We start from the raw sequence: 11,237 nt of genomic DNA on the forward strand, positions 1-11,237 counted from the left end.
GATAAATCATGGGTATGCTGTCGCCGTGGCATATTATTTTAATCGCTTTGGTGGCTCTTCTGTTGTTCGGGCCGAATAAACTGCCTGAGCTTGGACGGGGCTTCGGAAAAATGTTCCGCGAATTCAAAGACGCTACAACGGGAGCGCTGTCGGCTTCCAGAGAACCGGATAAGGAGCTGCCTTTGGATGAGGCGGGGAGCAAGGCGGCTGAGCCGCGCAATTCATGATCGGAATTTCTCCGGGCAGGCAGGGAACCCGGGAGCGTAAAGGTGAGATGACGCTTGTCGGGCATTTGACCGACTTGCGCAGAAGAATCGTATTCGCGCTGGCCGCGCTTCTTGTCAGCGTGGCGGCTGGGCTGATTGCGGCGCAGACGCTGATCGAATGGATGAAGAGCATGCCGCCTGCAGACCGGCTGGCCTGGAACATTTTTTCGCCGGGTGATGCGCTGCGCTTGTACTTGAATGTTGGATTCATCAGCGGAGCCGTCGTATCGCTTCCGTTCTCCATGTACCAGCTGTGGCTGTTTCTGAAGCCGGGGCTCATGGAGGAGGAGCGGAAGGTCTCGTTCATGTTTATTCCCGCCGCGCTGCTTCTGTTTCTGGCGGGTCTCGCCTTCGGTTACTTTATCGTCTTCAGAATGGCCATTATGTTCACTTCGAGTGTCGCGCATCGGCTCGAGTTGACCGAAACTTACGGCATTATGCAGTATTTCTCCTTCCTGTTCAACATTACGATTCCGATAGCGCTCATGTTCGAGCTGCCCATCGTTGTGCTGTTTCTGACGAAGCTGCGGCTGTTAAAGCCGCGCATGCTCCGCAAGTTTCGCCGTTACGCATATTTCGTGCTTGTTATCGTCGCAGGCGTTATCACACCGCCCGATGCCGTATCGATGCTGCTCGTTTACGTGCCGATGATCGTACTTTACGAGGGCAGCGTTCTGCTGTCCGGCAGGATGGAAGCGAAATCGCAGCAATCCTGACAGCCGGCCGCACGGCAATCCCGTCTTTCGCTTATAAATAATAAGCGATGGCGGGATTTTTTATGTTACTCTCGCCGGCGGGACGAGGCAGAGGTGCAGGAAGCGGGCCAGCCCAGCGTATCCTTGAAAGTAGCGGACATATGCAGCTTTATGGCATTATATAGAGGAATGGAGCCGATCGGCACAATTACAAGGAAAAGAGGAAAGCATATGCAGCTGATTGCCATGGTGACGATGCTCATCGACCATCTTGGCGTAACCTTCTTCAAGGATCTGACAATTCTGCGGGTGATTGGCCGGATCGCGTTCCCTATTTACGCCTACTGCATTGTACTGGGATACAAGCGGACGAGCAATATGAAGCTGTACATGCGGCGTCTGTTCTGGATTGCGTTAATTTCCCAGCTGCCCTTCACATTTGCTCTCGGTACCGTTGGGGTGAATGCGGCAGGAACGCTGCTTGTCTGCCTCGTCGTGCTGTACGGAATCGAGAACTGGAGGAAAAGCATCTGGATTCCCGCCGCAATCGCAGCGGCCGTCGTCATGGAGGCGCTCGACTTCGATTATGGCGCTTACGGGCTGCTGCTGGTGCTCATTTACACCTATACGACAAGCCATTTTATGGTGCTCGGCCATTTTGGCCTGAACATCCTGTTTATTATTCTCAAGAGCTGGGTGCTGGAGCTCTTCAGCATCTTCTCGACTGTGTTTATCGCCTATTGGCCCGAGATATTCAGGCAGATGGAGCGGCGGCGCATGCCAAAATGGCTGTGGAGAAGCTTCTATCCCGCCCATTTGGCGCTATTGGCCGTACTGGAGCTCATTATTGGGACTGGGCCGATCGAAGAAATAATAAAACGAATTTTTTGATTTCAGTTCCGGCAAGCATTTGATGTGCGGCACTCATCCATGAAATGCCTTCAAGATTATTTCACCAGCTCCGGCCGCATACCCCCGCGGCCAAGAAGAAACGGCTGCCGCCGTCCTTTGGCTGCGCGGCAAGTTTCTACCCTCAGGAATATCAGAAAAGGCAAGGCCAAATTTTTATACTTTCTGGTTTTTGGATATATGGGCCGTTCCGCTGTTTGGCGGACGACCTTTTTTGTCCAAATAGTAAAAAAGGAGGTGGTCATATGCTGGATGGCCTTTTGATGGACGCCAAGATGCATATGAAAGACTATTATGAAATGTATGTGAGGGTATCTCTGAGCGCTATTCTCGGATTCCTGATCGGTTGGGACCGCGAATCGAAGAGCAAGCCCGCCGGATTGAAAACCTATATGTACGTCTGCGTGGCGAGTACGCTCATTACCTTGATTTCCATATACAGCGTCGAAAAATTCAGCACCGGCAGCGACGGAACAATGATGGACCCGATGCGTCTGACCGCGCAGATCGTATCGGGACTCGGTTTTCTCGGCGCAGGCGTCATACTGAAGAATGGCCTCAAGATTAGCGGGCTGACCTCGGCGTCGATGATACTGTTTGTCGGGGGTGTGGGGATCGGGATCGGCGCCGGATTTTACGGCATGGTTATTTTTACGGTCTTTATTTCGGCGCTGATCGCAAAATTCGGAAGTTATCTGGAGATACGAGTATTTAACCGCGCCAAAAATACGGCAGAGGAGAAGAACGAGGAAGCGCTGTAGAGATCGGGGCATGAAATATTCGCCCGCCTCTGAATGGGGAGGGCAGCAGAGCCGGATAGGCAGTAGGACTGGACCGGAGGCGGAATGGACCGCCCCGAAAGAGTCCTGCTGCCAGTCCGGTTTTTTTGGACCCTTACAGCATTTATAAGTACTCCTATGGCTTAATCGATTGACATAAACGAGCATATATGAACATTTTAGAATTAAAAACCCGTCTTATATGAGCGAATATAAATATAAATAAACATATTCACTCAAAAAAGTGTTGACGATAGCCCATTTTGGCGGTATTATCTCCATGTGCACAAATGAACATTTATGATCATAAAAACGCAATAACGAGCGGAGGGTTAGAGATTGATTCAACCAAGTGACAGCATAACGAAGGTTAAATCCAAGGCTTACAGGCTGATCAAGCCGCATCAAATCATCGAAGCGACGATTGAGCACGAGGTTTCGGACCGGCAGGTCGTGGTCGAGCCGTCGATGGGCAGCATTTGCCACGCCGATTTGCGCTATTACAGCGGGAACAGAAGACCGGAGGCTTTGGAGCGTAAGCTGCCGATGGCGCTCATTCATGAAGGTATTGGCACGATCGTTGCCAGCGGGGCGCCCGAGCTGAAGCCCGGTCAGAGAGTGGTGGTGGTTCCGAATATTCCCGGATATCTGTCGGACGGCATTCCGCCGGAGCAATGCTGCCCGGCATGCCGCACTGGCAGCGGCGAGAACTATTGCCATCGCGGCCGGTTTCTGGGAAGCGGCATGGACGGAATGGCCCAAAACCGGCTGGTGATGCCCGCCCCATGCGTGATTCCCGTGCCGGACGAGGTGCCGGACGAAATCGCCGTCCTCGCTGAGTTGTGTTCGGTTTCCTATCAGGCGCTTTCCCCTGTGGCGGATAGACTGGCAAACGCAAGGATCGCCGTCTTCGGAGACGGGCCGGTCGGCTATCTGGCTGCAGCCGTGCTGCGGCATGTATATGGCGTCGGCCGCGACCGCCTGCTCGTATTCGGGGCGATTCCCGAGAAGCTCGCCCAGTTCGATTTTGCAACGGTAAGTCTGGTTCAGGATTATGATTTCTCTTCCGGTCCCTCCTTCGATATTGCAGTCGAATGCACCGGCGGCCGGTTTTCCGAAAGCGCAATCAATCAGGCCATCGATATTTTGAGGCCGGGCGGGCAGCTGATCCTGATGGGCGTGACGGAAGACCGGGTGCCGATCAACACAAGGGATGTGCTGGAGAAAGGAATTACGATGAGAGGAAGCAGCAGAAGCTCGAGAGCTGATTTCCATCCTGTGCTGGCGGCGATGAAGAATCAGGATTGTCAACGCACGCTCGGCAGACTGCTGCCGGAGAAGCGCACTGTTATTGCTTCCGCCGGCGATTTCGATAGTGCCATGAAAGAGGCGGAGGCTCATCGGAGCTGGACAAAGGTTATGCTCGACTTCCGCTGGTAAATGAACATTTTCGAGCATGAGGCTGGTGGAGATAACTGCCCGACCTTTCTCGGTGCGAGCCGGTCAGTTTGCTCACAAGGAAGGTCTTCTGTGTGATACGCCCGCAGTTTCCTTAACGATATCCGCCTTACTATGTATCTCCATGCTGCACGATCGTTCCCGGCTTGCATCAGCAAAACGCGCGCACTTGCAAACAAATACAAAAATCATACAATAGATATGAGTAAATATGAACAGGTGTGGAGGATGTATATGTTAGCAGCAGAGCGAAAAATGCGAATTGTGGAACATGTGAGACAATGCCGGATTGCGACGGTTGCCGGACTGGCGCAGCAGTTCAATGTCCATGAGGCGACAATCAGGCGCGACCTGATGGAGATCGAACAGGAAGGTCTGCTGAAACGGACGCATGGCGGCGTGATCGCCGAGCAGTGGACGCATGACGAGCCGCCGTTCAGCGAACGCTCGTCCAAGCAGCTGGAGCAGAAGATGCGGATTGGCCAGATGGCGGCAGGGCTTGTTGAGGATGGAGAACATATTATTATCGATTCGGGTACGACAACGCTTCATATTGCCCGCAATCTGATTCACCGCTCCAATATTATTGTCGTGACGAATGATATCAATATCGCCGCCGAGCTGCGTGATGCCTCCGGTGTCAAGGTAATATTGACCGGAGGAGAGCTGTATCCGTCAAGCTACATGCTCAACGGCATGTTTACCGATCATGTGCTCGAAACGCTTCATGTCGAGAAGGCTTTCATCGGAATTCCCGCCATTCATCCCGTTCATGGGCTTATGCATCCGGAAGCGCAGCTTGTGCCCGCCAAGCAGGGGATGATCAAGGCGGCCCGGGAAATTATCGTCGTCACGGACGACAGCAAAATCGGCAAGCTGTCCCTTCATACCGTAGCTCCGAACAGCGCCATTCATACGCTCATTACCGGGACGGAAGCCTCGGAGGAGGAGCTCAAGCCTTTTCGGGATTTCGGCATGACGGTGTATTCGGTTTAACGGCAGGCACATTATGGGATAAGGCAGGCAGCTATTTATTGAAGGAGGTAAGTGAATGGCGCCCATCGGGATTGCCGATAGAATGAAACAGCGGCAGGCAAGAGGAGAAGGTATCGGAATGAGTCGAAGACGGCTATGGGAAGGGCTGCGTCCCTATGTCATGATCGGTCCGGCCATGGCGGGCATCTGCCTGTTCGTCATGTACCCCGTCATTTATCTGATATATTTGAGCTTTTTCAAATACAATCTGATGAACAAAGCGAAGAGCAAATTTATCGGTTTCGACAATTATGACCAGATTTTCACACGTGGAGATTTCTACAAAGCGCTGGGCAATACGGCGGTGTACACGGCAGGAGTCGTTGTTCTGACGATGGCGATTTCGCTGCTCATCGCCGTATGGATCGGCAAGAAAGGCCGGCTGAATGCCGTCGTGCAGGCCGGCATCTTCACTCCGCATATTATTTCCATTGTATCGGTATCGCTCGTGTGGCTCTGGCTGATGGAGCCGAATCTGGGCTTTCTCAATTACGTGCTGAAGGGGGTCGGGCTGCCGGCCTCCCCGTGGCTGCAGAGCTCCCGGACAGCGATGCTGTCCGTCATCATCGTGTCGGTATGGCAGGGTATCGGCTACTACACGCTGATCATGGTGGCGGCGCTGCAAAGCATTCCAACCCCGCTCTTCGAAGCGGCCAGGCTTGATAACGCCAGCAAGCTCCAGGTATTCTTCAGAATTACATTGCCGCTTATTTCGCCTCAGCTCTTTTTCGTACTGATTATTATGACGATCGGTTCCTTCAAAGTATTCGACACCGTCAAGATCATGACCGGCGGGGGCCCCAATGATGCCACCAATACGCTGGTCTACTATATTTACGGCTTCAGGACCACGAATATCGGTTATGCGTCCGCCACGGGAGTCGTGCTGATGGCTATAATCGCCCTGCTGACGCTGCTGTATTTCCGGCTGTTGTCCAGGAAGATCCATTACCAATGAAACGGCCGACAAGTTCGGGAAAGGGGGTCCAAAGCCTTGAGGCTTGAATTCAGACATTTGCGGATGTCATTGAACGCGCTGCTGAAGGCGGCCGTGCTGGCGGTATTTATTTTCCCGTTCCTGTGGATGATTTCGACCTCGCTCCAGACATTCCGGGAGACGCTGTCGTTTCCGCCTACCTGGATTCCGTCGTCGCCGCAGTGGGGCAATTTCGTCGAGGCGATGCAAGCCGGGCCGTTCCTGACCTATGCGCGGAATTCGCTCGTGATTACGGCGTCGGTCATCGTGCTCCAGCTGCTTGTGATGATTCCGGCTGCATACGCTTTCGCCAAATACAGATTCAGAGGAAAAAATGTCCTGTTCGGCATGGTGCTGCTGGCCTTCATGATCCCGGGCCAGGTGACCTTCATTCCCGTCTATCTGATGCTGGCGGATTGGGGGATCATCAAGACACTGCTGCCGCAAATCATACCGTTCATGTCCAACGCCTTTGGCATTTTCCTGCTGCGCCAATACTTCATGCAGATTCCCGAGGAAATCATCGAAGCGGCAAGACTGGATAATGCCAGTGAGTATAGAATCATGTGGAACATAATGACACCGATGTCATTGCCGGCGCTTGCGACGGTTGCGCTGTTCAGCTTCGTCAGCCATTGGAACGATTATTTCTGGCCGCTGGTCATGACGGATTCGTCCGCTGTCAGGCCGCTGACGATCGGTATTTCAATGCTCCGGGAAACCGAAGGCATCAGCAACTGGCATATCATTATGGCCGGCAACGTCGTGCTGGTTGTCCCCATCCTGCTTGTTTATCTGGTCTGCTCGAGACAGATTGTGAAAGCGTTTGTTTATTCGGGGATCAAATAGCCGGCTTCGTTGTCCGTTTTTCCAAAACATTTATGACGGAGGAGATTAGCAATGCGCAATAGAGCAGCAAGCCTTGCACTCATCATTGCCTTATTTGCCAGCCTGCTGGCAGCTTGCAGCGGCGGAAATCCGGAGAATCAAGCAGCAGGCTCGGACACGGGGAATTCCAATGCGCCAGCGGCAAACGCGACTGTTCCCGATGATGCCGCTTCAGGTGAGAAGACCACCGTACAGTTCTGGCATTCGGTAGGCGGCAAGAACGGCGAGTATTTGGATGCATTGATCCAGCGCTTCAACGCAAGCCATGACGATATCGAAGTGGTCGGCACCTTTCAGGGGGGTTATGATGAAACCGTTACCAAACTGCAGCAGGCGGTTTCGGCCGATACCGCTCCGGATGTAAGCATGCTTGAGCGTGCCTATGTGGAGCTGTTCGCGGATTCGGACGTGCTGGAGGATCTGACTCCTTACCTGGATAAGTCGAATATGAGCGCCGACGACTTCACGCCGGGCTTAATGGGACATTCCGTGTTCAACGACAAGCTTGTGTCGCTGCCCTTTAACCGTTCAACCCCTATTCTGCATGTCAACAAAACGCTGCTCGACGAGCTGGGGCTGCCCATTCCCACGACATGGGAGGAAATGAAGAAGACGGCCAATGCGCTGGTCGTCAAAGAGAACGGCGAGTATAAGCGCTACGGTCTGACGATGCCCTACGACACCTGGTACCCGATCGCCCTTATTTCTCAGGCGGAAGGCCAATTTTTCAATGATGACAACACATCCCTTGGTTTCATGGACAATGGCGTGGGCGTCAAGGTGTTCCAATATTTAAAGGATCTCCAGAATACCGGCGCCCTGTATTATCCGCCTGCGCAGGATTCCGGAAATATCGTAAACCAGATGTTTCTGGAGGGCAAGGTCGGCATGATGTTCCAGTCCACAGGGACGATTGGAAGCCTCAAGGAAACAGTCGACTTTGATTATGTGACCGCTTTCCTGCCGCAGGATCAAAAGTATGCCAGCCCGACGGGAGGCGCCAACGTCTCCATGCTGTCCGGCTCCAAGCATAAGGATGCGGCATGGGAATTTATCCGTTACCTGATGGATGACCCGGACGGCGGTCTGCAGTTTATTCTCGATTCCGGATATCTGCCTTTCACGAAGAAGATGGCGGAATCCCAGGAGATCCAGGATCTATGGTCCAAGGAGCCGAACCGCAAGGTGGCATACGATCAGCTTCAATATGCCGTCGATACGAACAAGGATGTCGCCTGGCCGGAAATCATGCATGAATTTTTCTCCGCAATCGAAGCCATTATGTACGACAGCAAAGATATTCCTTCAACGCTTGACACCTTCAAGAAAGAAACAGAGCGGATTCTCGCCCAGTAACGGATGGAATGGAACCGATGCGGCGGCATAACGCTTGCCGCGCCGCATCACTTTTAAAATTGGCAGATAAGGGAGGAATGCGGGATGATAGAACGTCTGCAGGATGATTCCAGGGTTATCGTTGCCGGACACCGCGGCTATAAATCCGCTTATCCGGAGAATACGCTTCTGGCATTCACGAAAGCGCTGGAGCTTGGCGCCGATATGCTGGAGTTCGATTTGCGGTTCTCCCGGGACAGGGAAATCGTCATCGTCCACGATGAGACCGTAGACCGCACGACCGACGGCTCCGGAAGTGTGCGTGACTTTACGATGGCGGAGCTGGGCCGGCTGGATGCGGGAGGGTGGTTCGGCGGCGAATTCGCGGGACTGCGGATTCCGACTTTAACCGCGTTGTGCGAGCTATTGATGCGGTACCCGGATGTTTTGCTGAACGTGGAGATCAAGCCTGCCGCGGACAGCCGGGAGGTTGCCGATGCTGCGATTGTTGAGCTCGGGAAGCACGGATACCTGGAACGCTGCGTATTCACCAGCTTCGATGCGGACGTCATTGCTCATATCCATGATCGTCACGGACTGAGAACGCAGGGATTCCCGGGTGAGAATATGAGCAATTTCGTTGCCGGACCCGGCGGAACCTATTCCAAGATGTGGGCGGTAGGGATCAGCATGAAACAGTTGACGCCGGATATTGTGCGCCAATTCCGCGGAATGGGGCTGCTGGCCTGGTGCTATTGCCCGGATGATGAGGAGCAGGTCCGTTATGCACTGGAATGCGGCGCTACGCTGATGACCTGCAACAATCCGGTGCCTGCGCTGAATATTGTCCGCAATTCGGGGTGAACACGCCGGCGCAGGGCTGCTTCGACATAATGCGGCAAACGAAGGGAGTGGGCTTTAGTTGGACAGTTTGCTCGTGAGCGTCAAAATGCATCTGTTTCAGCATTATGAGATGTATGTGCGGGTGTCGCTCAGCGCGCTGCTCGGATTTCTGATCGGCTGGGACCGCGAGTCGAAGAGCAAGCCGGCAGGCTTGAAAACCTATATGTACGTCTGCGTCGCCAGTACGCTCATTACGCTCACATCCATATACAGCGTGGAGAAATACAGCACCGGCAATCTGCGGACCATGATGGATCCCATGCGTCTGGCCGCGCAGATTGTGTCCGGTCTCGGATTCCTGGGCGCGGGCGTCATTCTCAAAAATGGCCTGCAGGTGAAGGGGCTGACCTCTGCGGCCATGATATTGTTCGTCGGCGGTGTCGGAATCGGAATCGGCGCCGGCTTCTACGGAATGGTCATCTTCACCGTCATCGTAACGATGCTGATGGCAAGGCTCGGAAATTTCGTGGAGAAACGCAAGTTCGTGCGCTCCAAAAATGTATATGGGGAGAACGGGGAAGAGTTGACGTTATGAAGGCAGAATAGACATGGACAATAAACATGAACACACTAGAAGCCGTGTAAATCACGGCTTTATTTCGTTGCGTCAATTACTGCTGTTGCGGGTTCCGGTTAGTGTGCACAAGGTGTATGAAAGTGGAATATTAAGCCCATAATTTAGAAGTCTTGATTAGAAAATAACAATGGGGTATGAAAATTGATCAAACAAAATAACAGAAGATATCCGCATTTGATGATTAAAGCCCCTTATAACACCAGTATTATACGACCGTTAAATCCATGGATCCCGCTCTGGTGGTCAGCAGCTTTTCCCGGATACGGACATTGCATGGTGAACAGCCCCCTAATTGGATATTCTCTCATTATTTTTGAGTTCACTGTAAATAATCTGGCCAAGGTGAACCATGCCATTTATTTCTCCATGATCGGCGACATAACAAACGCGGTAAAAGTATTGGATTTGCGCTTTTTCTTCCTGTATATCGGCGTCTATGTTTTTTGTATGTTTGATGCCTACCGTAGATGCGTAGACTTGAATAACAATTACATTTTATCCTACCGAACAACAAAAACCACGGAAACGGGCTCCGTTTCTTCTTTCAGTGTGAATACATTGGATAAAGTAAGCCCGCTCACCGCTGTATTTTGGGAAATGACGATGCCGGGGCTGGGTTCTTTATATTTAAATCATCTGTTTTCTTTCTTCTTCAGTATCGTGACATGGGGAATAACCATTTATTACTCCCGATTCTATGTCGGATTGTATTATTCATTTGTGGGTGATTTTATGAGAGCAAAGGCTGTAGTCGATCCTCAGTGGTATCTTTTCATCCCCTCCATATACGGCGGCTATATCTATTATGCTTATTCCGAGGCAGTCAAAATAAATAAACATTATAAGCTGTCCCAATCTCAGTATCTGGGTTCCCAATATCAAAGCCCATCGTTCAGGACACCGTTGAATCCGGAAGGAAAGGGAGAAAATATGTATATCGTAGCTTCGTTTGAACATTCGGTTTCTGTTGAAATCGCATTATCCGATTTAGAAGAAATCGGCGTAAAAAAATCGGATATTCTGGCGTTGCCCCTTAATGTCCGAAACGAACAGACAAAAATATTCGATAACGCCCACTATTCAGACGGAGTGAGCTTTGTTGATTTGGCAACCATTCTGGGGTCCATTTTCATGCTATTAGGGGGAATCTACGGATTTGTTCTGGAGCAAGGCCCTATTTTATGGGCGCTTTACGGTCTTGTTATCGGAGGTGTGTTGGGTTTTGGCATTAAGCTAATGGTTATGAAGAGAACACCGGCAATTGATGTATTCGGCAGAACGAAAACGACGGAAGTAATCATGATGGTCCGGTGCAGTGAGGAGCATGATGAAAAAATAAAAGAGATTTTCTGGAGAAATAAAGCGTCAGGTATCAATCATTATAACGAAAACGCCAATCTTATTCATAGCTGAATG

The 11,237-nt window shown here is 51.9% G+C and carries 12 protein-coding genes; all 12 read left to right on the forward strand.

Annotation, left to right across the window (positions count from 1 at the left end; genetic code table 11):
• The first annotated feature begins 8 nt into the window (after positions 1 to 8).
• Positions 9 to 227 carry a twin-arginine translocase TatA/TatE family subunit gene (gene tatA / locus ACFOLF_RS35955; RefSeq protein ID WP_379113194.1) on the forward strand — a complete coding sequence of 73 codons (219 nt, stop codon included), beginning with the start codon at positions 9 to 11 and terminating at the stop codon, positions 225 to 227.
• Entirely contained in the window at positions 224 to 982 is a 759-nt protein-coding gene (gene tatC, locus ACFOLF_RS35960; RefSeq protein WP_210040193.1) for a twin-arginine translocase subunit TatC, read from the forward strand. Before tatA ends, tatC begins: the two co-directional genes overlap by 4 nt.
• Positions 983 to 1,192: 210 nt before the next feature.
• Positions 1,193 to 1,852 (forward strand): TraX family protein, encoded by a 660-nt coding sequence (locus ACFOLF_RS35965; protein ID WP_210040192.1) that lies wholly within the window; start codon positions 1,193 to 1,195, stop codon positions 1,850 to 1,852.
• Between the two features lie 263 nt (positions 1,853 to 2,115).
• Complete coding sequence (locus ACFOLF_RS35970) at positions 2,116 to 2,631, forward strand: MgtC/SapB family protein (protein WP_379113192.1); 516 nt, start codon at positions 2,116 to 2,118, stop codon at positions 2,629 to 2,631.
• A gap of 357 nt (positions 2,632 to 2,988) precedes the next feature.
• The gene (locus ACFOLF_RS35975; RefSeq protein WP_379113190.1) at positions 2,989 to 4,089 is read left to right on the forward strand and encodes an alcohol dehydrogenase catalytic domain-containing protein; all 1,101 of its coding nucleotides are present in this window, start codon (positions 2,989 to 2,991) and stop codon (positions 4,087 to 4,089) included.
• Between the two features lie 252 nt (positions 4,090 to 4,341).
• The gene (locus ACFOLF_RS35980) at positions 4,342 to 5,103 is read left to right on the forward strand and encodes a DeoR/GlpR family DNA-binding transcription regulator (protein ID WP_210040191.1); all 762 of its coding nucleotides are present in this window, start codon (positions 4,342 to 4,344) and stop codon (positions 5,101 to 5,103) included.
• A gap of 118 nt (positions 5,104 to 5,221) precedes the next feature.
• Positions 5,222 to 6,100 carry a carbohydrate ABC transporter permease gene (locus ACFOLF_RS35985; protein ID WP_210040331.1) on the forward strand — a complete coding sequence of 293 codons (879 nt, stop codon included), beginning with the start codon at positions 5,222 to 5,224 and terminating at the stop codon, positions 6,098 to 6,100.
• 63 nt (positions 6,101 to 6,163) lie between these two features.
• The gene (locus ACFOLF_RS35990; protein ID WP_210040328.1) at positions 6,164 to 6,967 is read left to right on the forward strand and encodes a carbohydrate ABC transporter permease; all 804 of its coding nucleotides are present in this window, start codon (positions 6,164 to 6,166) and stop codon (positions 6,965 to 6,967) included.
• Positions 6,968 to 7,018: 51 nt separating this feature from the next.
• On the forward strand, positions 7,019 to 8,362 hold the full coding sequence (locus tag ACFOLF_RS35995; protein WP_210040190.1) for an ABC transporter substrate-binding protein: 1,344 nt from the start codon (positions 7,019 to 7,021) through the stop codon (positions 8,360 to 8,362).
• Between the two features lie 84 nt (positions 8,363 to 8,446).
• On the forward strand, positions 8,447 to 9,205 hold the full coding sequence (locus ACFOLF_RS36000; RefSeq protein ID WP_210040189.1) for a glycerophosphodiester phosphodiesterase family protein: 759 nt from the start codon (positions 8,447 to 8,449) through the stop codon (positions 9,203 to 9,205).
• An 85-nt stretch (positions 9,206 to 9,290) separates the two neighbouring features.
• Positions 9,291 to 9,779, forward strand: coding sequence for an MgtC/SapB family protein (locus ACFOLF_RS36005; protein WP_210040326.1), 489 nt, complete (start codon positions 9,291 to 9,293; stop codon positions 9,777 to 9,779).
• 183 nt (positions 9,780 to 9,962) lie between these two features.
• Complete coding sequence (locus ACFOLF_RS36010; RefSeq protein ID WP_210040188.1) at positions 9,963 to 11,234, forward strand: hypothetical protein; 1,272 nt, start codon at positions 9,963 to 9,965, stop codon at positions 11,232 to 11,234.
• Positions 11,235 to 11,237: the final 3 nt, after the last annotated feature.

It is taken from the genome of Paenibacillus sepulcri, assembly GCF_042647105.1.
Classification (GTDB): domain Bacteria; phylum Bacillota; class Bacilli; order Paenibacillales; family Paenibacillaceae; genus Paenibacillus_Z; species Paenibacillus_Z sepulcri.

What these genes read in the sequence shown, in the direction of transcription:
- tatC (WP_210040193.1), top strand. Translation starts at nt 224, where the DNA reads ATGATCGGAATTTCTCCGGGCAGGCAGGGAACCCGGGAGCGTAAAGGT.
- ACFOLF_RS35990 (WP_210040328.1), top strand. Translation starts at nt 6,164, where the DNA reads ATGTCATTGAACGCGCTGCTGAAGGCGGCCGTGCTGGCGGTATTTATT.
- ACFOLF_RS35965 (WP_210040192.1), top strand. Translation starts at nt 1,193, where the DNA reads ATGCAGCTGATTGCCATGGTGACGATGCTCATCGACCATCTTGGCGTA.
- ACFOLF_RS35970 (WP_379113192.1), top strand. Translation starts at nt 2,116, where the DNA reads ATGCTGGATGGCCTTTTGATGGACGCCAAGATGCATATGAAAGACTAT.
- ACFOLF_RS35995 (WP_210040190.1), top strand. Translation starts at nt 7,019, where the DNA reads ATGCGCAATAGAGCAGCAAGCCTTGCACTCATCATTGCCTTATTTGCC.
- tatA (WP_379113194.1), top strand. Translation starts at nt 9, where the DNA reads ATGGGTATGCTGTCGCCGTGGCATATTATTTTAATCGCTTTGGTGGCT.
- ACFOLF_RS36005 (WP_210040326.1), top strand. Translation starts at nt 9,291, where the DNA reads ATGCATCTGTTTCAGCATTATGAGATGTATGTGCGGGTGTCGCTCAGC.
- ACFOLF_RS35985 (WP_210040331.1), top strand. Translation starts at nt 5,222, where the DNA reads ATGAGTCGAAGACGGCTATGGGAAGGGCTGCGTCCCTATGTCATGATC.
- ACFOLF_RS36000 (WP_210040189.1), top strand. Translation starts at nt 8,447, where the DNA reads ATGATAGAACGTCTGCAGGATGATTCCAGGGTTATCGTTGCCGGACAC.
- ACFOLF_RS35980 (WP_210040191.1), top strand. Translation starts at nt 4,342, where the DNA reads ATGTTAGCAGCAGAGCGAAAAATGCGAATTGTGGAACATGTGAGACAA.